The following is a 22,623-nucleotide window of genomic DNA, read 5'->3' on the forward strand; positions in this document are numbered from 1 at the left end:
CATTAGGTTCGCCTGCCTTCCCCAACGAAGAAAGACCATCCGAGACATGGCACGGCCAAGGGCGTTCGACGAAAACGAGGTTCTTGACGCGGCGATCCGCTGCTTCTGGACGCGCGGCTATGAGGCCACTTCCGTGCGCGACCTCGCGTCCAGCATGGGGCTGACCGGCGCCAGCCTCTACAACGCCTTCGGCGACAAGCACGCGCTCTATGAACGTGCGCTCCAACGCTACGTGGACGAGAGCGTGGCCGACCGCATCCGGCGCCTCGAGGATCCCGCCATCGCCCCGCGTGCGGCCATCGGCGCCTTCTTCGACGAGGTCATGGAGCGCTCGCTGAACGATCCGGATATGAAGGGCTGCATGGTGGTTAACGCCGCCGTGGAACTCGGCCCGCACGATCCCGATATGCGGGCCGCCGCAGGCCGCACCCTCGGCGAGATCGAGGCCTTCTTCCGCCGTCGCGTGGCGGCGGGCCAGAACGACAGCACCATCGACGCAACCCAGCCAGCAGAGGATCTCGCCCGCATGTTGCTCGGCGTGCTGCTGGGCATCCGGGTCCTGTCCCGCATCCACCCCGAACGGGCGCTGCTGGAAGGCGTGCTGCGTCCGGCGCTTGCGGCACTGGAGCCGCGCTGAGCGTACCGGACGTGTTCAGCACAGCAGTGCATCCAAGACCGATCCGGAGGGAAACATGCCCATGATCAAGGCTTTCGTATTCGACGCCTACGGCACGCTCTTCGACGTGCAGTCCGTCGCCGACGTGACCGACCGGGCGTTTCCCGGTCATGGCGAGATCATCACCCAGATCTGGCGCATGAAGCAGCTGGAATACAGCTGGCTGCGCTCGCTCATGAACGACTACCGCGACTTCTGGACGGTGACACGGGAGGCACTGGCCTACACGCTCGGCGTGCTCGGCCTCACGCCCACCGATACCCTCTTCGACGATATCGCCGAGACCTATAACCGCCTTGCGCCCTATCCGGATGCCGTAGCGGCACTTGGCGGCCTGCCCGGCGTGCGCCGCGCCATCCTGTCCAACGGCAGCCCGCAGATGCTTGAGGCGCTGGTGGGCGGCTCTGCCCTGCGCGACCTGATCGAAGCCACCATCAGCGTGGACGAAAAGCGCGCGTTCAAGCCCGATCCGCGTGCCTACGAGCTGGTGGAGGAGCGGCTCGGAGTGAAGCCGCACGAGGTGGTCTTCGTCTCCTCGAACGGCTTCGACATCGCCGGCGCCAAGCGCTTCGGTTTCCGCGTTGCCCGTATTGTGCGCGTCCCCCAGGCTGCGCTCGCCCAGGAGCTCGCCGAAGAAATGACTGGCGCGCCCGGCGCGCTGCGGCCGGTGACGCTCTACAAGGCTTTGCGCACTCAAGAGGAAGCACTCGGCTACGCGCCCGACTTCGTGGTCTCCTCGCTCGCCGACCTGTCGCGCCTCGCCGTCGCCGCCTGAGCCCTATTTCGGCAGCGCCTCCAGGAAGTCCTCCTGAAATTCCTTCAGTTCCACGGTGTTGAGGTCGGAAATGGCCCAATAGGTCAGGCCGGCCTCGGACCAGTTGAGAAGGGTGTAGCCCTCATGGGCGCGCGCCATGAATGCCTTGGCCAGGTGCGCGTCGGAACCGGCGGGCCAGATGAAGACGTTGATGACATGCCCGTTGCGGCGATAGACGAGGGCCGCCACCACCCGCCCACCGATATAGTCGAGCCGTCCTCCCGCCAGTGGAAAGCCGCGCGCCGCGAGATCCACCACCGGGGGCGAGAAATCGATTTTGCCGCCGAACCAGGGCTTCACCGTGTGCTGGTTTGAGCTTGCCACGTCGGTGAGATGCTCCGCCAGCAGGGAGCGGACATGGCCGGCGACCAGTTCCTCCTCCAGCGACGCCCCGCCCCTCGGCGGCAGCACCACCAGGAGCAGCGCCGCCGCAAGCACCGCCAGCGAGGGAATGATGCTCCAGCGCCGGAGCAAAGGCAGCATGGCGCGCAGCCTGTCGGCCAGACCGGCCATTCCGGAAGGCCAGGCCAAAGGCGGGGCCGTCGCCGCGCCGCGCTCCCGCGCCAGGGCTGCGATCACGCTGTCGCGCAGGGCCGGCGGCGCGCGCCAGCGCACGTCATCCTGGGTGATGCGCTGCCGGACCAGCATCATGCGTTGGAGAGCGCCCGCACATGCGGGGCAACCGGCGATGTGGCGTTCCACGTCCATCACATGGGCGGCATCCAGCTCGCCATCGAGGTAGCCGTTCAGCAGCCCCTCCCATGCGGCGCAGGGCCCGGCTTCTGGAATAGGCGTGCTCATGGGGTCGCCTCCCCGCCCGGCGTGGCGCGCGACCAGAGGTCAGCGAACAGCCGGCGCGCACGGGACAGGCGCGACATCACCGTGCCCACCGGCACCCCCGCAACCTCCGCGATCTCGCGGTAGGACAACTCATCCAGCTCGCGCAGCACCAGCGCCTCGCGCAGCGGCTCGGGAAGGTGTTCCAGCAGCGCGCGCACGGCTTCCGCCTCGGTGCGGCGTAGGAGAAGGCTCTCGGGCGTGTCCCCATCAACAAGGAGAGCGGTCGCATCGTCCGGCTCCTCTCCTTCGCCATGGGGCAGGGGGGCGGCCTGCGGCGCCCGCCGACGCTGCATCCGCCACGTTGCGTGGCAATTGCGCACGATGGCGAGCAGCCATGCCCGCGGGCTCAGGCCCCGGAAATCGGCAAAGCTGCGATAGGCGCGCAGGAAGGCGTCCTGCACGATGTCCTGCGCCGCATCCGGATCCCGGCTCAGATAACGCGCGAGGTTATAGGCCGCGTCGAGGTGCGGCAGGATCAGCGCGTCGAACCGCGCCGCCCCGGCCGCATCGAGCCCGCGATCGGCAGCAGGCGCAGCGTGCCCATGGCGGGCCGAAAGTTCCGCCATGGGATGGGCACGGGCGGAGCGGATGCAGGCGACCCCGCGCACCAGGGCGGCAAGGCCGAGGACAAAAGCCCGCCATTCGCCGGGCCGGACGAAAAATGCGCCCGTCCCTCCCGCCTCCCCGGAGGGATACCACGGCGCGTATCCCGAACCTGTTGCCAGCATCGACCTGCCCCGCTTCCTCGAGCTCTATCGCAGCGGAACCCCGTGCTCCGCTGCGAGTCTTATTCGTTGAAATCAGCCCGCAGGTTTCACCACCACCTTGCCAGTCATGTGGGGATGCAGCGAACAGAAATACGTGAAGTCGCCGGCCGTGTTGAAGGTGAAGGAGTACTTGCCTTCCGTATCGAGAACCTTGGACCGGAAGGCCTGCTTCTTGTCGACCACCGTGTGCGGAATGTCGTCATTGTTCACAAAGGTCACGGTGGTACCGGGCACGATCGTCACCTCGGCGGGGGTAAAGGTGAAATTGTCGATTGAGACCGTCACCTCCTCGCCGGCGGCGGCCGGCCGTGCCGCAAGGCCGAGGACAAGCGCGAGGAGGGTTGCGGCGAAGATGGCCGTGGCGGGACTGGACCGCAAGGCGGGGACCTGGGCGAAGGACTGACGCACGGAAAACTCCTTTCAGGACAGCTGGAAGAGGCGTGGGCGCGCTCAGCCTTCGAGGGGCTGGTCGATGATGGCGAGGGGCTGCGAGCCACGAACGAAGTTCACCGTGGCGATGCCGAGATTCTTGCGCAGCTCCCCCGCCGGCAGCTTCAGCGGGCCGGGCGACGGCGCGCTGCCCGGCGCCGGCTGGGGGAAGGCAGTGGAGCGAGCGGTGTGGAAGGTCACGTTGCCCTCCACCTTCTGCATCACCTGGTGGATGTGGCCGTTCAGCACCGTCACCGAGCCGAAGCGCTTGAGATAGGCCAGCGCCTGCAGCCCGTCCGACGTACCCCACCCCCATTCGGGATAGACGGTCCAGAGCGGGATGTGGGCAAACACCACGATGGGCGTGGAGGATGGCAGGCCCGCCACGTCGCTCTCCAGCCATTCGAGCTGCTCGGTGCCGAGATTGCCGAGGCCGCCGGCCTTCAGCTCCACCACGTTCACGAGGGCGATGAAGTGGACGCCGTCATGGTCATAGCTGTACCAGCCGGCGCCCTTCGAGCCCTTGCCGTAGCGCTCCAGATAGGCCTTGCCCTGCCCATCATCGAGCAGGTCATGCTCGCCCGGCACGTAGAAGACCGGGAGGCCGGCTTCCTTGATGATCTGGTCGGCGTCGTCGAATTCCTTCTCCCGCGACAGATGGCTGATGTCGCCGGTGTGGATCATGAACGCCGGCTTCTCCTTCAGCGTCCTGATGCGCGCCACCGCCTCGCGCAGCGTCGAAAGGGCGTCGGGGTTGGCGGGCTTGTCGAAGCCCACATGGCTGTCGCTGATCTGGAGGAAGGTAAAGGCCTTGGCCGGTTCCGCCGCTAAGGCAGAGCCAAGGCCGAGGCCGCTCGGCAGGCCGCCGGACAGGGTCCACAGGATGCCGGTGCCGGCCCAGGTCATGCATTCCAGGAAGCCGCGGCGGTGGATGCCATCCGCATCGGGGGCGGGTGTGGTGGTGTCGGATTTGGTCATGGGTCTCTCCGGGTGGGCCGGACACGTCCGGCGCGGGAGAGCGGCGCCCCGAGGGAGCGGCCGCTTCGGCTGGCGTGGGCGGACCCACACCAGCCAAGACCACGGAGCGTTCCGTTTTATTCGTGCGCCCGGCGATTTTTCGTCGGGAATTTTCAGGCCACGAGCGACGGCAGGCGCTCGATGGTCTTGAGCGCTGCATCAAGTGCGGCAGCGGCAGCGCCTTCCTCGCCATTGGTGCATTCCACGCCCACCACTTCGATGTCGCGAAAACCGATGAAGCCAAGCACGTGGGTGAGATAGGGCCTGGCATAGTCGAAGGGGGCAAGCGCCCCGCCCGGCTCGTAGCTCCCCGCGCCATAGGCGAACGCCACATAGGCCGCCTTGCCGGTGACGAGGCCGCGGAAGGTGACGCCGTCATAGGCGACGGTGCGGCGGATGCGCACCACGTGGTCGATCCACGCCTTCAACGCCGAAGGCAGGCCGAAATTGTACATGGGCGCGGTGATGAGCAGGGCATCCGCCGCCTCCACCTCCCCGATGAGGCGGTCGGAAAGCGCGGTAGCGGCCCGCATCGCGTCGGTGATCTGGTCCGCCGGAGTGAAGAAGCCGGCAATGGTGGTGGCGTCGATGTGTGGAACGGGATCGACCGCGAGGTCCCGCCGGACCACCACGCCGCCGGGGATGCCGGCACGCCAGCGTACCTCCAGCGCATCGCCGAGCTGCCGCGAACGCGAGCCCTCGTCACGTGCGCTGGAATCGATGCGAAGCAAAGTCTTCATGCCAAGATGCCTCCAAAAGCAGAGGCAAGATGGCGCGTGCTTACGGCGGGGAAAAATGGTGGCTGCGACAGTACAATCGTGCATAAGCTGCACGAATGGACACGGCCCAGCTGCGCATTTTCGTCCACGTGGCGAGACGGGGCAGCTTCGCAGCCGCCGCCCGCGATCTCGACATGGACGCTTCCGCCGTCTCCCGTGCCGTAGCGGCTCTGGAAGCGGAGCTTGATGCCCGGCTGATGCACCGGACCACGCGCACCATGTCACTCACCGAGGCGGGGCTCGCCTATCTCGCCCGGGTGGAGCCCATCCTCGACGAACTCGACCGCGCCCGCGACGAGGTGGCATCCGCGCGCGCGGAGCCGGTGGGCACGCTCCGGCTGACAGCCTCCGTCGCCTTCGGGGAGGCCTGCCTGATGCCGCTGCTGCCGGAGATGCGCATGCGCTTTCCCCGCCTCAAGCTCGATCTCATCCTCACCGACGCGAACCTCGACCTTGCCGCCGAGCGCATCGACATGGCGCTCAGGCTGGCGCCGGACATGCGGGCAGACGTGATCGGCGTGAAGCTGTTCGCCACCCGATACCGGGTGGTGGCGAGCCCCGATTATTGCGCGCGGGAGGGCACCCCGCGCATGCCGCAGGAGGTGGAAAAGCATTCCGCCATCGTGTTCGGCCTGCCGGACTTCCGCCTGCGCTGGCTGTTTCGCCGCGACGGCCAGGTGGAGGAGGTGCCGGTGCGCGGCGATATCGCCATATCGAGCGGCCTCGCCATCCGCCACGCGGCCCGCGACGGGCTGGGGCTGGCGCTGCTGCCGGACTGGCTGGTGGGGCCGGACCTTGCCGCCGGAAGGCTCATCGACCTTTTTCCCGACCACGACATCACCGCCACCTCGTTCGACACCGCAGCGTGGCTCATCTATGCGAGCCGGCGCTACACCCCGCAGAAGGTGCGGCTCGTGACGAAGTTCCTGCGCGAGCGCCTCGGCAGGCCCGGTTGAGCATCACGCCCTTCAGGCCCGCCCCGAAGAGACCGGCAGGTCTGCGAGCCGCGCTCTCAGGCGGGGCACCGCGAAATCCACGAACGCACGCAGCTTCGCCGCCTGCAGGCGTGCGCCCGGATAGACCACGTGCACAGGCAGCGGCTCGCCCTCGAAATCCTCCAGCACCAGGCGCAGGCGCCCGGCGGCCACCGCCTCCTCCACCTGATAGGACAGCACACGGGTGATGCCGCGCCCCCGCGCCGCCGCCGCGATGGCCGCATCGGCGCTGTTGACGGTGAAGCACGCCGCAACGCTCACCTGCTTGCGCGCCCCGCCCGAAGGCCCCGCCGCGAAGGTCCACACTGCATTCTCGGTGATCTGCGAGAACGAGATGATCCGATGCGTCGACAGGTCCGCCGGCACGGTGGGCGTGCCACGAACGGCAAGATAATCCGGGCTCGCGCACACCACGCGCCGCACCTCCCCGACCCGCGTCGCGACAAGGCTCGAGTCCGGCAGATGGCCGATGCGCACCGCCGCGTCATGGCCTTCGTCAACCAGGTTCACCACCCGGTCCACCAGCAGTAGCCGCGCCTCGAGCGCCGGATGCGCCTCGATGAGATCCTCGATCACGGGCGCCACGTGCAGGCGGCCGAACGTGGCCGGCGCGGTGACGGATAGCACGCCCCTGGGATCGGTGCGCTCGCCGGCGGCAAGCAGGTCCGCCTCGGCAAGATCGGCGAGGATGGCCCGGCAGGAGGCGAGATACAGCTCGCCCGCCTGGGTCAGGTGCAGGGCGCGCGTGGTGCGGTGGAGGAGGCGCGTACCGAGATGCTCCTCCAGCTGCGCCACCGCCCGCGTGATCGCTGCCGGCGAGCGGCCAAGCCGGCGGGCGGCGCGGGCAAGGCTGCCCTCGTCCAGTGCCGTGACGAAGGCGGTCATGGCGTCGATGCGGTCCATGCCGTGATTTCACTTTTCGAAATAATAGCTTTCAAACTCTACTCATTCTGCACAACGACTGGAAGCCCTAGCTTTCCCTCACGGCGCCCCATGACGAGCCGGACACGACGCGGCCGCAGCGGCTTCGTCGCCCCTCCGCCTCAGCCCCCTCCTGTGCGGGGACGCCGAAGGAAGGATCAGTCCCATGAGCCGCATTCCCGCCCTCGATCCCGCCACCGCAACTGGCAAGGCGAAGGATCTTCTCGCCGCCGTCGCAGCCAAGTTCGGCTCGACCCCCAACCTGTTCAAGGTTGCGGCCCGCTCGCCCGCTTCCCTCGAAGCCCTCATTGGTCTGTCCGGCGCCCTCGGCGGCGGCGCGCTCCCGGCCAAGATCCGCGAGAGCCTCGCCATCGCCGTGGCCGAGGTGAACGGCTGCGACTATTGCCTCTCCGCCCATTCGCTCATCGGCAAGGGCGCCGGCCTCAGCGACGCCGACATCAACCAGGCCCGCTCCGGCCGCGCCGCCGACGGCAAGGCCGAGGCCGCCCTCGCCTTTGCCCGCGCGGTGGTCGCGAGCCGCGGCAAGGTGAGCGATGGGGACCTCGCCCATGCCCGCCAGGCCGGGCTCGGCGACGGCGATATCGTGGAGATCGTGGCGCAGGTCGCCATGAACATTTTCACCAACTACCTCAACAGCGTCGCGGAAACCGAGATCGACTTCCCGGTGGTGCGCTCCGGCGCCCCGCGCGCGGCCTGACATCCCATCGGCCGGGACCGTCGTGCGGTCCCGGCCCCCCTCTGGAGGATTTGCCATGCCCGATCCGTCAGACCCGCTTCATCCGGTTCCCGCCAGCGACATCGCCTTCACGCCAGCCGTGAAGGCGGCGCAGGCCGAACGCGGCTCGCGCGCCATGTATGCCCGCGTCGAGGCCCGCGGCGGCTTCCGCACCCGCATCACGCCCGATCTCGTCGCCTTCCTCGGCGAGCTGGACACGGCCTACCTTGCCACCGCCAACGCGACGGGACAGCCCTATGTGCAGCATCGCGGCGGACCGAAGGGCTTTATCCGCGTCGTTGACGAAGAGACGCTGGGCTTCGCCGATTTCAGCGGCAACCGCCAGTATGTGACGCTGGGAAACCTGAGCGAGAACAGCAAGGCCTTCCTGTTCCTCATGGATTACGCCCATCGCCGCCGCATCAAGATCTGGGGCGAGCTTCGCGCGGTGGAGAACGACCCGGATCTCGTCGCCCGCCTGATGCCGGAAGACTACAGCGCCCTGCCGGAGCGCGCGCTGCTGTTTCGGGTGCGCGCCTGGGACATCAACTGCCCGCAGCACATCCCGCAGAAGATCGACGCACCCCTCGTCGCCTCCGCGCTGAAGGAGCGCGACGACAGCATCGCGGCACTGGAGGCGGAGGTCAGGGATTTGCGCGCGCGGCTCGGCGCGCGCGCAGACAGCAACGGGACAGGCGGCGACCGCAAGGGCTGAAGGCGGTGCGTTCACTCCTTCGTGAGGCGTGTAACGCGCGGCCTGCGGCGAGCGAATTCCACACCAATGACACACCAGAGCGGGGGCTTGCGATGATTGAAGGACCAGGCGGCGGTTCCACTTCCGGCGTGTCCAATCCCGGCATTTCCTCCTGCGCCATTGCCGTCATGGCGAAAGCCTCAGCGGCGGGGCGCACCAAGACGCGGCTCTGCCCGCCGCTTTCGCCCCACGAGGCCGCCGCCTTCAATACCGCTTTCGTGCAGGATATCGTCGGCAACGTCTTCGCCGCCGGCGCGGTGTCACGGGTTACGCCTTATGTGGCCTATGGGCCGGCGGGCGCCGGCCACTTCTTCGATGCCCTGCTGCCGCCCGGCGTCGGCCGCATCGAGGCGGCGCTGCCCGGCTTCGGCGCCTGCCTGCGGGCCACCATGGGCCACCTCTTCGCCCTCGGGCATCCAGCGGCGGCGGTGCTCAATTCCGACAGCCCCACCCTGCCCCCTGCCCTCCTGTCCGAGATGGCCGAGGTGCTGGCACGTCCCGGCGAGCGGGCCGTGCTCGGCCCTTCCACCGACGGTGGCTATTACGTGCTGGCCCTCAAGACTCCGCGCTGGCGGCTGTTCGAGGACATCGACTGGAGCACGGAGCGGGTCTGCCAGCAGACGCTGGAGCGTGCATCCGAAATCGGCCTCGACGTTCACCTGCTGCCGCCCTGGTACGACGTGGACGATGCTGCCGCGCTGCGGCTGCTGCATGGCGAGGTCATCGAGGCCGTGCCCTTCGGTAAGTCGGGCCTTCAGCGCGGCGCTGCCCGTCATACGGAACGGCTGATGCGCCGCCTCCTCGCCACGCAGGACCTCGCCGAACGCCTCGGCCTGCCCACTGAGATACCCGCAGACGTGGTGCCCCGCGATCTCCCACAACGCCGCGCCTCGTGAGTGCTCCCATCCCCTTGACGGACAACGCGCCATGAATGTGATCACCACCGGCAGCTCCCTCGATGCCCGCCGCTATTTCGAGCGGGCGGAGGCGAGCCGCACCAGTGTCCCGATGAAGAAACCGGTGTGCCTCTATCTGGAGACCACCAACCGCTGCAACCTTTTGTGTACCACCTGCCCGCGCACCTATGAGGAGCTGGAGCCCCCCGCCGACATGAGCTGGGAGCTGTTCACCTCCATCGTGGACCAGATCCCGGACCTGGAGCGCTGCGTCCTGCACGGGATCGGCGAGCCCATGCTGGTGCCGGACCTCGACCGCATGGTGCGCTATCTCAAGGACCGCGGAACCTATGTGCTGTTCAACACCAATGGCACGGTGCTGAACGAGAAGAACGGCCGCGCCATGATCGCCGCCGGCCTCGACGAATTGCGCGTCTCCCTGGACGCGTCCAACGCCGCCTCCTATCGCGCCATTCGCGGCAAGAACTACTTTGACCGCATCCTGAAGAACGTGCGCGCCTTCCGCGAATTGCAGGAGCGCGAGGGCCACGCCAACCCGCGCGTGTCCGCCTGGCTTACCGGGCTGAAGGAAACCATTTCCGAACTGCCGGCCTTCGTGAAGGTGGCCGCCGAGCTGGGCGTCAAGGAAGTTTATCTCCAGCGCCTCGTCTTCTTCGAACAGGAGGCCATCGGCCTCGCCCGGCCGGACCAGGCGCTCTACGAGCAGATCAATTCCGACGAGGCCCGCTATATCGCGGAGGCGAGCGAGATCGCCCACGCGCTGGGCATGGTCTTCTCCGCGTCCGGCGCCGCCGCCGAGCCGGGCATGAGCCTGAAGCGGGCAGAGAATGGGTCTCCCTGGTCCATGTGCCGGCGCCCTTGGACAGTGATGTATTTCACCGCCAACGGCCGCGCCCTGCCCTGCTGCATCGCGCCCTTCTCCCAGCGCGGCTACGAGAATTACACGCTCGGCGACGCAACCCGTCAAAGCCTGTCCGAAATCTGGGAGGGCGAAGCCTATCGCTGCTTCCGCGACGGGCTGCTCTCCGAGGCGCCGCCCGCCGCCTGCGCCAATTGCGGCCTGCGATGGAGCCTGTGATGGCCGAAACCGCAGCCCATCGCATCGCCCTCGTCATTCCGGCGCTGAACGAGGCGCAGGCCATCGGCGCAACCCTCGCCGAGATCCCCGTGGGCGTGGTGGACGAGGTGATCGTGGCCGATGGCGGCTCGACCGACGCCACCCGCGAGATCGCCATCGCCGCCGGTGCCACCGTGCTCGCGTCCGGCCGCGGCTTCGGCCGTGCCTGCCTTGAGGGCGTGTGCGAGGCGCGCGGCGCCGACATCATCGCCTTCATGGATGCCGACGGCGCGGACGACCCAGCCTTCCTGCCCGCGCTTTTGACGCCGCTGAAGGCGGGAACGGCGGACTTCGCCATCGCCTCGCGCACCCGCGGCGTGCGGGAGCCGGGCAGCATGGCCTGGCACCAGGTGGCGGCAGGGCGCGCGGCGGGCCTCGGCATGCGGGCGCTCTACGGCGTCGCCTATTCCGACATGTGCACCTTCCGCGCCATCCGCCGCGATGCGCTCGTGGGCCTCGGGATGCGCGAGCTGACCTACGGCTGGAACATCGAGATGCAGATGCGCGCGGCCCGCGCCGGCCTCGCCATCGTGGAGATCCCTGTCGCCTACCGCCGACGACGGGGCGGCGTCTCCAAGGTCGCCGGCAACCTGGGAACCACGCTCACCGCCGGCACCCGCATCGTCTCCACCTTCCTGCGGGTGGCGACGAAGATGTCCGGGCCCGCCTAGAGGGCTTTCGAGCGAAGTGACTACCGGTTCGCGTGAAGACCGCCCTGGCCGAACAAGATGTGAGACCCTTCCATGCTGCTAAAGCCTTTGCACGAGCCCGACGACACCAGATGGCCGGTGCGCTCGCCACTTCCATCCGGATTTCTGCCGCTGATCGAGCGGGCCGACCATCGCGCCCCATCGGTCTTCCGGCCTGAAAACATGATGCGCGAGGCGCGCCGGCAGAAGGGCCTGGCGGCCGGGCCGGTGCCGCGCATCGTCCTGCTCGATCCCGATGGCGACATGGTGGATTATGTGCGCACCCACCGTGCCGCGCGCCGCTCGTCGGTCTGGGCCTGCTACCACACCGACATGTGGGAGTGGGAGGAAGAGGGGCTAGCCTTCGGCGTCGTCGGCTATGCGGTGGGCTCGTCCTTTTCCGTGCTGGTGGCCGAGCAGGCCTTCGTCTGCGGCTGCGAGCTTCTGATCTCCATCGCCTCCGCCGGCCAGATCGCCGACCACGCGCCGCCCTCCTACCATGTCCTCATCGACCGGGCGCTGCGCGACGAGGGCACGAGCTATCACTACCTGCCGGCCGCGCCTTTCGCGGCGGCGGATCCCGATCTCATCGCCATGGCCCGGCGGGCCTTCGCCCATGCCGATGGCCCGGTGCTGACCGGCGCTACCTGGACCACCGACGCCCCCTTCCGCGAGACGGAGGCAGCCATCGCCCGCCGCAAGGCCGAGGGGCTGCTGGCGGTGGAGATGGAGGCGGCCGCCCTCTACGCCTTCGCCCGCGCCCAGAGCCGGCCGGTGCTGTGCCTCGCCCATGTCACCAACCAGCTCGGCTGCGTGGATGGCGACTTCGAGAAGGGCGACCACAACGGCGCCTGCCGCTCCATCGCGCTGGCCGCCGCATTCGCATTGGCGTGGGACGCGCACGCCGTCCTGCCCACCGCCCGCTGACAGGGGGAGAAAACCGCCATGCTCGAGCGCATCTCCTACCGCCCCATCGATTGCGAGAGCCTGCCGTTGCGCCTCGGCGAGCGGGCGGAACTGCTCGCCCCCCTTGGCCCGGCCACCGGATGGCGGGTGCGCGAGGTGGGCGACGGCAACCTCAACCTCGTCTTCATCGTGGAGAGCGACAAAGGCTCGCTGGTGGTGAAGCAAGCCCTGCCCTACGCCCGCGTGGTGGGTGAAAGCTGGCCCATGTCGCTCGACCGCGCCTTCTTCGAGCATGAAGCCCTGAAGCGGCTCGGCGCGCGCGATCCCGGCCGGGTGCCGGACCTCAAGCTGTTCGACCCCGCCCAGGCGCTCCTGGTGATGGAGCATTTGACGCCCCACAAGGTGGTGCGCCGCGCGCTGATCGAAGGCGAGGAACTGCCCCGCCTCGGCGAGCATCTCGGCCTTTATCTCGCCCGCACCCTGTTCCGCGGCTCCGACTGGTCCATGCCCACCGCCGCGCGCAAGGCGGACCTCGCCCTGTTTTCCGGCAACGTGGAGCTGGCCGGCATCACCGAGGAGCTGGTGTTCTCGGACCCGTTCAAGGACGCACCGCTCAACCGCCACACGCCGGGACTTGAGGCAGTGGCGCAGGCGGTGCATGCCGACCGGGCCCTGAAGATCGCCGCGCAGGAGATGAAGGCGCGCTTCGCCACCTGCGCGCAAACCCTGCTGCACGGCGACCTTCATACCGGCTCGGTCATGGCGACGGCGGACGACACCCGCGTCATCGACGCCGAATTCGCCCTCTACGGCCCCATGGGGTTCGATGTGGGCGTGCTGCTGGCGCACCTGTGGATGGCCTTCTTCACCCGCAAGGCCCACCGCCCCGACATGCGCGCCGCGGCCCGGACTGGCGATCAGCTGCTGGCCACGGCGGAGACCTGCTGGCGGGTGTTTGCGGCGGAATTCTCCCGCCTGTGGCGCACCGAGCGCACCGGCATCCTCGGCGGGCGCGACCTGTTCGAGGACCAGGGCGATGCGGTGGGCAGCGAAGCTGTACTCGCCCGTCACCTCGACACCGTATGGCGTGATGCGCTCGGCTTTGCCGGCATCGAGATTCATCGCCGCATCCTGGGGCTTGCCCATGTGGCGGAGTTCGAGGTCATCGCAGATCTCGGCCTGCGCGCGGCGCTGGAGCGCACCGCGCTCGCCTTCGGCCGCCACCTGGCGGTGAACCGGCGCGACGTGAACACGGTGGAATTGGACACGGTGGATGCGGTGAACCGCGTCGCCCGGGACATGGAGCGGCAGTGATGGGCCGCCCCCTGCCCACGCCGGCTTCACCTGCGGGTGATGGCAATCCGGATGCTCTCGTCGCCGGCGATGGGCGCGCCGTCCTGCGCCGCCCAGCTGGCGCGCTGGGGCAACTCGGCACGGGGAATGTCGAGCAGGGCGATCTGGCGGCCGAGAATGGCCACGGTCTCGATGGGCACCGCCACCGGACGGCCGCCGTGGCCGAACCAGCCGCCCACGGGCACCACCAGCACGATGCCGCCCTCGGGCGTGCGCGCCACCTCGCGCACATAGCCCAGCGTGCGGTCATCGAAATCAAGCAGCGGCAGCCCGACGAGGTCGCCAACGCGGACCTTCTGGGGGAAGCGCTCGGCCATGCGCTCGGCGGGGGTGAGGTTGTCGTCCGCCGGGCCGGCCTGGGTGTTGGCGTGGGGCGGCCCGCCCGCGATGGCGGAAGAGACGGGCGCCGCGCCGACGAGGGCAAGAGCGAAGAGCAAGGGGGCCGCACGCATGACTCTGATCCTCCGAACACGCCAACTTTCGACGCCACAATACATCAAAACTACAATAGTAAAATCATGAAATGCGAAAATATCGAAAATAAATACATAAATTATAATTGGAGGCGACCATGAAATCAATCTCATCTCACACAAGACGCATGCATCCGATTCCAATCCGGATCATGCACTGGACCAATGCCCTATCCATGGTCATCATGATCGGCAGCGGCTGGAAGATCTACAATGACGAAGTGATCTTCGGTTTCCTGCACTTCCCGCAGGAGATCGTGCTCGGCATCTGGGCGCAGCACGCCCTGCAGTGGCACTTCTTCGGCATGTGGATCCTGGTCTTCAACGGCCTGTTCTATCTCGCCTACGGGGTCGCCACCGGGCGCTTCGCCCGCTTGTTCTTCCCCATCCGCCCCCGCGAGGTGGTGGCCGAGATGGTGGCGGCGCTGACCTTCCGCCTGAAGCACGCGGACCTGACGCACTATAATGCGGTGCAGAAGGTGCTCTACGTGGGCGTCATCGGGATCATCATCCTGCAAGTGACGACCGGGCTCGCGATCTGGAAACCGGTGCAATTTTCCTTTCTCGTCAGCCCGTTCGGCGGCTTCCAGGGAGCGCGGCTCGCCCATTTCCTGGGCATGGCTGCCATCGTGGGGTTCATGGTGGTGCATGTGGCGCTGGCGCTGCTCGTGCCGCGCACCATTCTCGCCATGCTCACCGGCGGGCCGGCCGTGCCCGCCGAAGATCCGCATCCCGAGGGCGCCCCCGCGCCCACCACTCCCCATTGACCGGAGGCGAAAATGGCATTCCGCAATCCCTTCGCCGCGCGGCGTCCCCCGGTCATCTCGCCGGACAAGAGCCTGCTCGTCGAGAACCGCAAGCTGGTCGAGGCCATCGATCGCCGCAAAGTGCTGCGCGGCACCTTCAGCCTCGGCGCCCTCTCGCTGCTCGCCGGCTGCGACATCTCCGATCGCGGCGCGGTGCAGAACGTGCTGAAGACCGTCTCGGACTTCAACGACGGCGTGCAGGCGGCCCTGTTCAACCCGCACAAGCTCGCTCCCACCTATTCCCCCGACCTCGTGGTGAAGCCGCCGCGCTTCAACGCCTATTACGAGATCGACGAGGTGAAGCCGGTGGACGTTTCCACCTGGAAGCTGGAACTCTCCGGCCTCATCAAGGACAAGCGCCCCTGGACACTGGACCAGATCTACGCCCTGCCCGAGCAGGAGGAGATCATCCGCCACATATGCGTGGAGGGCTGGGATTATATCGGCCAGTGGTCCGGGCCGAACCTGAAGGATTTCCTGACCCGTATCGGCGCCGACCTCTCGGCGAAATACATCGCCTTCTACGGCAACGACGACTACATGGAAAGCATCGACATGGCCTCGGCGCTCCATCCCCAGACCATCCTTGCCACCAAATACGCCGGCGAACCCATCACCGATCCCTTCGGCTTCCCGCTGCGCCTGCGCACGGCGGTGAAGCTCGGCTACAAGAATCCCAAATGGATCCGCGCCATCGAGGTCACCAACACCTACCCGCTCGGCTTCTGGGAAAAGCAGGGCTTCAATTGGTTCGCCGGCCTGTGAGGGCCGTCGATGGGGCCGGGCTTCGGGGCTGACCGGTGATGGTCTCGACCGCGCATATCCTGTTTTCGATCCTCGCCGGGCTCGCGCTGTGGTGCGGCCCCGGCTGGCTCGTCGCCCGCGCCGTGATGATCCGCGGCGTCCCGGCCATTGCGCTGGCACCCGCACTCGGCTGGGCGGTGCAGAACATGGCCCTCCTCGCCCTCGCCCCGGTCATAGGACTATCGCGAAGCACGATCCTGCTGGTCACCGCTCTTGTGTGCGTCAGCGCGCCACTCCTGCGCCGGGAACGGGAAACGCGTCCCACAGCACACACCGGAGCCCGCCTTCTCCTGCCCGCCTTGGCGGCCGCCGCGCTGCTCGCCTGCATTCCCGCAGCCGCCGTCCTCCCCAAGGTGGGTGCGGACAGCGCCATCGCGCTGGCGACCCCCATCTACGATCACGCCAAGATCGCGCTCATCGACGAGATCGCGCTCCACGGGGTGGTGCCGCCGGGCAATCCGGTGTTCGGCGCCGGCGGCGCACCAGGGGTGATATCCTATTATTATCTCTGGCATTTCGGCGCGGCCCAACTCGCCATCCTCACCGGCGTGACGGGATGGGAGGCGGATGCCGCGGTCACCTTTCTCTCGGCCTTCGCTGCATTGGCGCTGGTGGCCGGCATCGCCTTCCGGCTCCGCCCCTCCGCAATGGCACCGCTGCTGGCACTGGCAGCCGCGGCCTCCGGCTCCCTTAGGCCGCTCCTGGCGTCCCTGTTCGGCGCGGCGCGCATCGACCAGCTCGTCGAGCCGGCGACGGGGCTCGCGGGCATGCTGTATCAGGCGAGCTGGAGCCCGCACCATGTGGCGTCTGCCTCATGCGTTGTGCTCGCCGTCTGGCTGCTGGCGCAGATGCGCGACCGGCCCTCCCCCGGAGCGGCGGTGGTGCTCGCGTTCCTGGTCGCGGCGGGGTTCGACAGCTCCCTGTGGGTGGGCGGCGTCACCTTCGCGCTGGCGGGCGGAGCTGCCGTTCTGATGCTCGCCGCGCGCCGTCCCTCCGAGGGGCGCGGGCGCTTCCTGGCGCTGGTGGCGGCTGTCGCCCTCGGCGCCGGCGTGCTGGTGGCGCCGATCCTGCTCGCGCAGTTGCACGTCGCGGCGGCGCGCGGGGGCGGGCCACCGATCCGGATCGAGCCGTTTGCCGTGCTCGGCCCCGCCGTTCCGCCTGGGCTGCGGATAATCCTCGACATCCCGGCCTATTGGCTGGTCCTGCTGCCCATTGAATTTCCCGCCATCGCCTTCGCCGGATCCGTCGGCCTCATCATGGCACTTCGCGGGCGACACGGCAGGCAGCCCGGCACGAACCGCCTCGCGTCCGCGCTCGGCACCCTGACCCTCGGCGCCCTGGCCATCAGTGCTTTTCTCGTGAGCACGGCGGGCGAGAACAACGATCTCGGCTGGCGCGCTGTGTTACCGGCAATGCTGGTGCTTTCCGGTTTCGCAGGCGCTGCCATCGCAGATGTCGTGCAAAGCCGGCGATGGCTTGCGATGGGAGTGGCGGCGCTGCTCATTGCCGCCGGCCTGCCGGATAGCGTGGTGCTCGCGACCGGCAATTTGCGCGGCATGCGCAGCATCGATGGCGGAACTTTTGCAGGTGACCCGGCCCTGTGGGCCGCCGTGCGCCGCGAGGTGGCGGCGGAGGTACGCATCGCCAGCAATCCGGGCCGGTTGGAACAGCTCACGCCCTGGCCCATCAACCTGTCCTGGGCGCTTCTGGCGCGGCGGCGTTCCTGCTTTGCGGGATCCGAAATGGCCCTCGCCTTCGCGCCGCTGACACCGCAGCAGCGCTCGGAAGCTGCAGAGTTGTTCGCACGGGTCTTCGACGGAGCTGGAATGCCCGCCGACCTCGCCCAGATGCGCCTCAGCTTCGGTTGTGGGGCGGCGGTGGTGACGGCGCAGGACGGGGCGTGGCGTAACGATCCCTTCGCGGCAAGCCCCCTCTTCCGTCTGGCGCAGGAGGAAGAGGGCCGCTGGCGCATCTATGTCGCGGTGGCGAGCCAGCCCGGCACGCCGCCGTAGCGCCCGGCATCAGACCAATCCAGCACAGAAAGCCGGATCTGTTCAGGTTTCGCCAACCTGAGCAGATCCGGCCTCGAATGGAAGCCCCGGCCGTAGCGGACCTGCCGCTGCGGCCGGGCTGCGGTCAGTTGTGGCCCAGACCGCGATCGCCGAGTTCGAAGAGGAAGGCATCGTTGGCGGAGATGCCGGCCGTTCCGTGCTCAGCGCCGGCGAACCCGCCGGTGTGCACCTGGTTGCCATAGCCGAGAGCGCGCTGGGCGCCGCCATCGTGGACGGCGGTGACGCCCCGCGCCACGCGGATGCTCTCGCGGTTGGCGTCCGTCACGCTGTCGTCGGCTCGGGCAGCGGCAGTGAAGGCAAGAGCCCCGGCGAGGATCGCGAGGGAAAGGATCGACTTACGCATGATGTAATCTCCATGTTCAAAGCGTTGACATGGAGGTTTCCGCAAATATTGCCGCTCAGGTTACAGATGATCATTTTTCATCTAGTCAACTGTTTTTGACCAGAGCCTCGGGAAATAAGTCCAGAAAAAGGGAATAAAACGAGCCACGGGGAAGTCTTCCCTCTCATCTGATGCTTCCGGCCGACGCGCTCGCAGTCTCGTGATCCGACGCGACGTAACACACCACCGCCCCGGGGCGAAGACGTCCGCATGAGGGGGAACTTCATGACAAGTCCTGAACCTGATCTCGAGGCGCTGATGCGGGCGAGCCAGACCGGCGACGCCGCAGCGCACCGGGCGCTGCTGCACCACGTGTCCGGCCGCCTGCGCAGCTATTTCCGCAACAGGCTCCGCCGCTCCGGCGCGGGCATGGACGAGGCCGAGGACCTGGTGCAGGACACGCTTCTCGTGCTCCACACCAAGCGCCACACCTATGACGGCTCTTCGCCGGTGCTGGCCTGGACCTACGGCATCGCGCGCTACAAGCTCATCGATTATCTCAGGGCCAATGCCCGGGCCCTGCGCCACGTCCAGATCGACGAGTTGGATGATCTCGCCGACGAGCATGACGGGTTCTCCGCCGTGGATACATCGCGCGAGCTGCATCGGGCGCTGGCGACACTGCCGCGGCATTTCCGCCTTCCCATCGAATACGTGAAGATCGAGGGCCTCAGCATCTCGGAAGCGGCCGCGCGGATCGGCATGTCCGATGCGGCGGTGAAGATCGGAATACATCGCGGCATGAAGCGGCTCTCCGCCGTGCTTTCGGAGGCACGCTCATGAATACCGATGACCTCATCGATTTCCTCTCGACCCGCGTCGAGGCCGTGGATCCCCGCCGGCAAGACCGCATCGTGGCGCTTGCCGTGTTCGGATCGCTGGCGGCGGCAGCGCTGGTGTGCATGCTCACCCTCGGCCTGCGTCCCGACATCGTGGAGGCGATCCGCACGCCGGGCTTCTTCCTGAAGATCGGCTTTCTCGCCACCGTGGTCGCGATTGCGTTCTACGGGCTGCGCCGCGCCGCACGCGCAGGCAACACCCGGTCGGGCACGCTGCTGTTTGTGCTGGTGCCTTTGGGGCTGGTCTGGTTCGCGGCAGGCGTTGAGCTCGCGTCGCTGTCTCCGTCCCGGTGGTACGAGGTGGTCATGTTCCGCGAATGGCGGCTGTGCGTGGTGGCCATCCCGCTGCTCTCAGCCATCCCGCTGGTGCTGCTGACCCTGGTCCTGCGCGAGGCGGCGCCGACAGAACTGCCCTATTGCGGGGCGCTTCTGGGACTGGTAGCGGGCGGCATCGGCGCCCTCGCCTATGCCGGCTATTGCCTCAACGACACGCCGGTCTATGTGGGCGTGTGGTACGCCACCGGCATCGCCCTCGTCACCGTGTTCGGCTGGGCCATGGGGCCGAAGCTGCTGCGCTGGTGAGGTCGCTCAGCTGAACTCAAAGGGCCGCCTTCACACCCAGTGCAGGCGGCCCTTGTCGGGTGGCTCAGCGTGCGGCCGGCCGGTCTCCCTTCACCGGCAGGGAGCGGGCGATAAAATCACGCATCAGCGACGCGATTTCGGAGCCCTTGTCCTCCAGAGCGAAATGCCCACTGTCGAGCAGATGCAGTTCCGCCTTGGGCAGGTCTTTCAGATAGGCCTGCGCCCCGGCGGGGGGAAAGATCTCGTCGTTGGCGCCCCACACGATGAGGGTGGGTGGGTGACGGTCGCGGAAGTAGGCGTGGAAGGCGGGGTAGAGCGCCACATTGCTCGCGTAGTCCTTGAATAGGTCGAGCATGATCTCGTCCACCCCCGGCCGGTCGAGGAGGGCCTGGTCTACCAGCCAGGTATCGAGATCGACCCTTGAAACATCCGAGACGCCGTTGACGTATTGTGCGCGTGTCGCCTCTCGCGTCAGCCCCGCACGCAGGGCATTGCGGTTCGCATGCGAGCCGTCCGCCCAATAGGCCTTCAGCGGCGTCCAGAAGGGGCTGAGGCCCTCTTCGTAGGCGTTGCCGTTCTGCACCACCAGCGCGGTCACCCGCTCGGGATGCATGAGGGCCAGCCGGTAGCCGACGGGAGCGCCGTAATCCATCACATAGAGGGCATACGAACTGGCGTGGAGCGCACCCATCAGCCGGTCCACGAGTCCGGCATAGGCGGCGAACCCATAGGAAAAGCGGGTGCGGTCCGGTACGGCGCTGTGGCCGAAGCCGGGATAGTCGGGCGCGATCACCCGGTAGCGGTCCGCCAGCAACGGGATGAGGTTGCGGAACATGTGCGAGGACGAGGGAAAGCCATGCAGCAGCAGGAGCACCGGCGCGTCAGCAGGTCCCGCCTCGCGATAGAAGACGTCGATGCCGTCGATGGTCTTCGACCGATAATGGATCGTGGGCGAAAGAACAGGCTGCGACGCTCCCGGCGCGCCAGCCGGTGGGGCGGAACGGGCGGCAGGGAGCGGCAGGCCGAGACAGAGCGCCGTCGCCCCGATGGCGAGCAGTGTGCGGGACAGGGAAGGCATCGGAAGACTCCGCGAGAGGCAGGGGGCCGCCGCGCCGGGATCGGCGAGCGCGGCGGCAGGCGATGTGTGAGGGCGTTTGCGAACGGCGTCAGGCCGCCGGCGCCACGCGGGCGAGGAAGGCGCGGATGGCGCCGGCGATCTCCGGCCCGTGGGTCTCCAGCGCGAAATGGCCGGCGTCGTAGGAGTGCACCTCGGTGGCCGGCACCAGCGCCTTGAACAGGTCGCGGCCGGCAGCGGTGAAGAAGGGGTCGTTGTCACCCCAGGTCACGAGGATGCTCGGCTGGTAGGCGCGCAGATAGGCCTGCCACTGCGGATAGGCGCCCACATTGTCCTGGTAGCGGTAGAGCAGCTCCAACTGGATCCGGTCGTTGCCGGGGCGGTCCAGCAGCGCCTGGTCATGCTGCCAGGCATCCGGGCTGACGCGATCCGCGCGGGCGGAAGAGCCATGCTCATACTGGAAGCGCGTGGTCTCGGCGGTGAGGAAGCCGCGGACGGGCTTTTCCGTCTCGCTATTGCGGTCGGCCCAATAGGGCGCGAAGGCGCCTGCCGCGCTGGTGGCGAAGCCTTCCAGGTTCGCCACCGCATTCTGCACGATCAGGCCGATGACCCGCTCCGGATGATGGGCAGCGATGCGGAAGCCCACGGGTCCGCCAAAGTCCTGCATGTAAAGCACGTAACGGCGCACGCCGAGGTCGGCGAGCAGCTGCTCCACCACGTCCGCGAGGGCATCGAAGCTGTAGGCGAAATCCTCGGGCGCCGGCGCACTGGAATAGCCGAAGCCCGGATAGTCCGGCGCGATCACGCGATAGCGGTCGGCCAGCGCGGGAATGAGATCGCGGAACATGTGGGAGGAGGACGGGAAGCCGTGCAGCAGCACGATCACCGGCGCGTCGGCCGGTCCCGCATCCCGATAGAAGATGTCGAGGCCGCCGATCGCCGCCCGGCGATAGGACACCTCGGCCACCGGTAGAGACCCGGCCGCAGCGGGACGGACGGCCTGGAGAAACGCATTCAACATGGGGAACCTTTCGTAACTGGCTTGATGCCGCGAAACGAGTTACACGTCATTTGTAACCTGTCAAATTATTTTTAATAGTTTCAGTCTCGCTCACTCCGGCCTTGCGCCAAACCTGTGACGAACTATCTTCCCGGTTACGGCGACCCTTGAGGCGCCTGTTGAGGAAGGGCGCGGGCCTTGACCACACCGCAGGACAGCGATTTCCGGGATGGCATGCCCTTTCTGGGCAGCCGCCTCTGGATCGATTTCGCAAACTCCGCGCCGGTGGCTCTGGGGGATTTTCTGGCGACACCTGAGGGATGGGCGAGATGGCTCGCCGCTGCCGGCCTGAAGGCGGGGGCGGGACGCAAAGGCACGGCTGGCGTCGACCTGGCGGAAGTGCATGCCTTACGGGCAGCCCTCTCGCGCCTGTTCGACGCGTTGCAGACAGGCAGCCGTCCCGCCGCCTCGGACCTGGATCTGGTCAATCAATATCTGGCAGCGGGCGCGACGCCGCCACGGCTCTCCTGGCGCGACGGCGGACTTCGGGTGGAGCAGCAAGAGGCGGGCGACATGGACCCGCTGGCGGCCATCGCTACGGACTTCGCGGACTTCGCGGCCCAGCACGAGAGCACGCGCCTGCGGCACTGCGCCAACCCGGAATGCAGCCTGATCTTCTACGACACCGCGCGGAACGGGACCCGGCGCTGGTGCTCCATGTCCGCCTGCGGCAACCGGCACAAGGTGCGCAGCCACCGCATGCGCGCCGCGAAGCTGGAATGCTCCTGATTTTGTCAGCGCATCTCGACGGGCCGGTCCTTGCTTTCGCCGCACCCCGGATGGATGATTTGACATGATTTTCGCTTTGGTGCGTGGCTTG

The 22,623-nt window shown here is 67.7% G+C and carries 26 protein-coding genes; 16 read left to right on the forward strand and 10 right to left on the reverse strand.

Going from position 1 to position 22,623, the window contains the following annotated elements; all coding sequences use genetic code 11:
• Nucleotides 1-46 precede the first annotated feature (46 nt).
• On the forward strand, nt 47-637 hold the full coding sequence (locus FZ033_RS21505) for a TetR/AcrR family transcriptional regulator (protein ID WP_149578117.1): 591 nt from the start codon (nt 47-49) through the stop codon (nt 635-637).
• Between the two features lie 61 nt (nt 638-698).
• The gene (locus tag FZ033_RS21510; RefSeq protein WP_149578197.1) at nt 699-1,451 is read left to right on the forward strand and encodes a haloacid dehalogenase type II; all 753 of its coding nucleotides are present in this window, start codon (nt 699-701) and stop codon (nt 1,449-1,451) included.
• 3 nt (nt 1,452-1,454) lie between these two features.
• On the opposite strand, the gene FZ033_RS21515 is transcribed toward FZ033_RS21510, so the two are convergent.
• The 5 genes from FZ033_RS21515 to FZ033_RS21535 form a co-directional block, all read right to left on the reverse strand.
• Nucleotides 1,455-2,291 (reverse strand): anti-sigma factor family protein, encoded by an 837-nt coding sequence (locus FZ033_RS21515; protein ID WP_149578118.1) that lies wholly within the window; start codon nt 2,289-2,291, stop codon nt 1,455-1,457.
• A complete protein-coding gene (locus FZ033_RS21520) occupies nt 2,288-3,058 on the reverse strand; it encodes a sigma-70 family RNA polymerase sigma factor (RefSeq protein WP_232847603.1) in 771 nt (256 codons plus the stop codon). The genes FZ033_RS21515 and FZ033_RS21520 overlap by 4 nt, the downstream gene beginning before the upstream one ends.
• 72 nt (nt 3,059-3,130) lie before the next feature.
• Complete coding sequence (locus FZ033_RS21525; RefSeq protein WP_232847604.1) at nt 3,131-3,505, reverse strand: cupredoxin domain-containing protein; 375 nt, start codon at nt 3,503-3,505, stop codon at nt 3,131-3,133.
• Nucleotides 3,506-3,547: 42 nt separating this feature from the next.
• Nucleotides 3,548-4,504: a metallophosphoesterase family protein gene (locus tag FZ033_RS21530; RefSeq protein WP_149578119.1), complete on the reverse strand. Its 957-nt coding sequence runs from the start codon at nt 4,502-4,504 to the stop codon at nt 3,548-3,550.
• A 152-nt stretch (nt 4,505-4,656) separates the two neighbouring features.
• Entirely contained in the window at nt 4,657-5,283 is a 627-nt protein-coding gene (locus FZ033_RS21535; protein WP_149578120.1) for an FMN-dependent NADH-azoreductase, read from the reverse strand.
• Nucleotides 5,284-5,378: 95 nt separating this feature from the next.
• Between FZ033_RS21535 and FZ033_RS21540 the strand changes: the two genes are divergently transcribed.
• Entirely contained in the window at nt 5,379-6,278 is a 900-nt protein-coding gene (locus FZ033_RS21540) for a LysR family transcriptional regulator (protein WP_149578121.1), read from the forward strand.
• A 12-nt stretch (nt 6,279-6,290) separates the two neighbouring features.
• Here the strand turns inward: FZ033_RS21540 and FZ033_RS21545 are convergent, their stop codons facing one another.
• On the reverse strand, nt 6,291-7,220 hold the full coding sequence (locus FZ033_RS21545) for a LysR family transcriptional regulator (protein WP_149578122.1): 930 nt from the start codon (nt 7,218-7,220) through the stop codon (nt 6,291-6,293).
• Nucleotides 7,221-7,404: 184 nt separating this feature from the next.
• Here FZ033_RS21545 and FZ033_RS21550 point away from each other — a divergent pair, with 184 nt between their 5' ends.
• The 7 genes from FZ033_RS21550 to mtnK all read left to right on the forward strand — a co-directional run bounded on the left by FZ033_RS21550 (nt 7,405) and on the right by mtnK (nt 13,671).
• Nucleotides 7,405-7,956 (forward strand): carboxymuconolactone decarboxylase family protein, encoded by a 552-nt coding sequence (locus FZ033_RS21550; protein ID WP_149578123.1) that lies wholly within the window; start codon nt 7,405-7,407, stop codon nt 7,954-7,956.
• A gap of 55 nt (nt 7,957-8,011) precedes the next feature.
• Entirely contained in the window at nt 8,012-8,689 is a 678-nt protein-coding gene (locus FZ033_RS21555) for a pyridoxamine 5'-phosphate oxidase family protein (protein ID WP_149578124.1), read from the forward strand.
• Between the two features lie 92 nt (nt 8,690-8,781).
• Nucleotides 8,782-9,624, forward strand: coding sequence for a TIGR04282 family arsenosugar biosynthesis glycosyltransferase (locus FZ033_RS21560; protein ID WP_232847605.1), 843 nt, complete (start codon nt 8,782-8,784; stop codon nt 9,622-9,624).
• 31 nt (nt 9,625-9,655) lie between these two features.
• Complete coding sequence (locus FZ033_RS21565; RefSeq protein ID WP_188079622.1) at nt 9,656-10,723, forward strand: radical SAM protein; 1,068 nt, start codon at nt 9,656-9,658, stop codon at nt 10,721-10,723.
• Complete coding sequence (locus tag FZ033_RS21570) at nt 10,723-11,433, forward strand: glycosyltransferase family 2 protein (protein ID WP_188079623.1); 711 nt, start codon at nt 10,723-10,725, stop codon at nt 11,431-11,433. Before FZ033_RS21565 ends, FZ033_RS21570 begins: the two co-directional genes overlap by 1 nt.
• 72 nt (nt 11,434-11,505) lie before the next feature.
• The gene (locus FZ033_RS21575; RefSeq protein ID WP_210247930.1) at nt 11,506-12,378 is read left to right on the forward strand and encodes a nucleoside phosphorylase; all 873 of its coding nucleotides are present in this window, start codon (nt 11,506-11,508) and stop codon (nt 12,376-12,378) included.
• 18 nt (nt 12,379-12,396) lie between these two features.
• Nucleotides 12,397-13,671 carry an S-methyl-5-thioribose kinase gene (gene mtnK / locus FZ033_RS21580; RefSeq protein ID WP_149578125.1) on the forward strand — a complete coding sequence of 425 codons (1,275 nt, stop codon included), beginning with the start codon at nt 12,397-12,399 and terminating at the stop codon, nt 13,669-13,671.
• 26 nt (nt 13,672-13,697) lie between these two features.
• On the opposite strand, the gene FZ033_RS21585 is transcribed toward mtnK, so the two are convergent.
• Complete coding sequence (locus FZ033_RS21585) at nt 13,698-14,162, reverse strand: PRC-barrel domain-containing protein (protein ID WP_188079624.1); 465 nt, start codon at nt 14,160-14,162, stop codon at nt 13,698-13,700.
• A gap of 119 nt (nt 14,163-14,281) precedes the next feature.
• Between FZ033_RS21585 and FZ033_RS21590 the strand changes: the two genes are divergently transcribed.
• The 3 genes from FZ033_RS21590 to FZ033_RS21600 are packed head-to-tail and all read left to right on the forward strand — an operon-like array spanning nt 14,282 to nt 17,805.
• On the forward strand, nt 14,282-14,950 hold the full coding sequence (locus FZ033_RS21590) for a cytochrome b/b6 domain-containing protein (protein WP_149578127.1): 669 nt from the start codon (nt 14,282-14,284) through the stop codon (nt 14,948-14,950).
• Between the two features lie 12 nt (nt 14,951-14,962).
• Entirely contained in the window at nt 14,963-15,754 is a 792-nt protein-coding gene (locus FZ033_RS21595) for a molybdopterin-dependent oxidoreductase (RefSeq protein WP_149578128.1), read from the forward strand.
• A gap of 38 nt (nt 15,755-15,792) precedes the next feature.
• Complete coding sequence (locus FZ033_RS21600; protein WP_149578129.1) at nt 15,793-17,805, forward strand: hypothetical protein; 2,013 nt, start codon at nt 15,793-15,795, stop codon at nt 17,803-17,805.
• Nucleotides 17,806-17,929: 124 nt separating this feature from the next.
• On the opposite strand, the gene FZ033_RS21605 is transcribed toward FZ033_RS21600, so the two are convergent.
• Nucleotides 17,930-18,208, reverse strand: a complete 279-nt coding sequence (locus FZ033_RS21605; RefSeq protein WP_149578130.1) for a hypothetical protein — start codon at nt 18,206-18,208, stop codon at nt 17,930-17,932.
• A 264-nt stretch (nt 18,209-18,472) separates the two neighbouring features.
• On the opposite strand from FZ033_RS21605, the gene FZ033_RS21610 reads away from it, so the two are divergent.
• Nucleotides 18,473-19,030: a sigma-70 family RNA polymerase sigma factor gene (locus FZ033_RS21610; RefSeq protein WP_149578131.1), complete on the forward strand. Its 558-nt coding sequence runs from the start codon at nt 18,473-18,475 to the stop codon at nt 19,028-19,030.
• A complete protein-coding gene (locus tag FZ033_RS21615) occupies nt 19,027-19,668 on the forward strand; it encodes an NrsF family protein (protein ID WP_149578132.1) in 642 nt (213 codons plus the stop codon). The genes FZ033_RS21610 and FZ033_RS21615 overlap by 4 nt, the downstream gene beginning before the upstream one ends.
• A gap of 64 nt (nt 19,669-19,732) precedes the next feature.
• On the opposite strand, the gene FZ033_RS21620 is transcribed toward FZ033_RS21615, so the two are convergent.
• The gene (locus FZ033_RS21620) at nt 19,733-20,746 is read right to left on the reverse strand and encodes an alpha/beta fold hydrolase (RefSeq protein WP_149578133.1); all 1,014 of its coding nucleotides are present in this window, start codon (nt 20,744-20,746) and stop codon (nt 19,733-19,735) included.
• An 88-nt stretch (nt 20,747-20,834) separates the two neighbouring features.
• The gene (locus FZ033_RS21625; RefSeq protein WP_149578134.1) at nt 20,835-21,764 is read right to left on the reverse strand and encodes an alpha/beta fold hydrolase; all 930 of its coding nucleotides are present in this window, start codon (nt 21,762-21,764) and stop codon (nt 20,835-20,837) included.
• A 177-nt stretch (nt 21,765-21,941) separates the two neighbouring features.
• Here FZ033_RS21625 and FZ033_RS24175 point away from each other — a divergent pair, with 177 nt between their 5' ends.
• Complete coding sequence (locus tag FZ033_RS24175) at nt 21,942-22,532, forward strand: CGNR zinc finger domain-containing protein (protein WP_149578135.1); 591 nt, start codon at nt 21,942-21,944, stop codon at nt 22,530-22,532.
• Nucleotides 22,533-22,623 lie beyond the last annotated feature (91 nt).

This window comes from Xanthobacter oligotrophicus (assembly GCF_008364685.1).
Lineage (GTDB): Bacteria > Pseudomonadota > Alphaproteobacteria > Rhizobiales > Xanthobacteraceae > Xanthobacter > Xanthobacter oligotrophicus.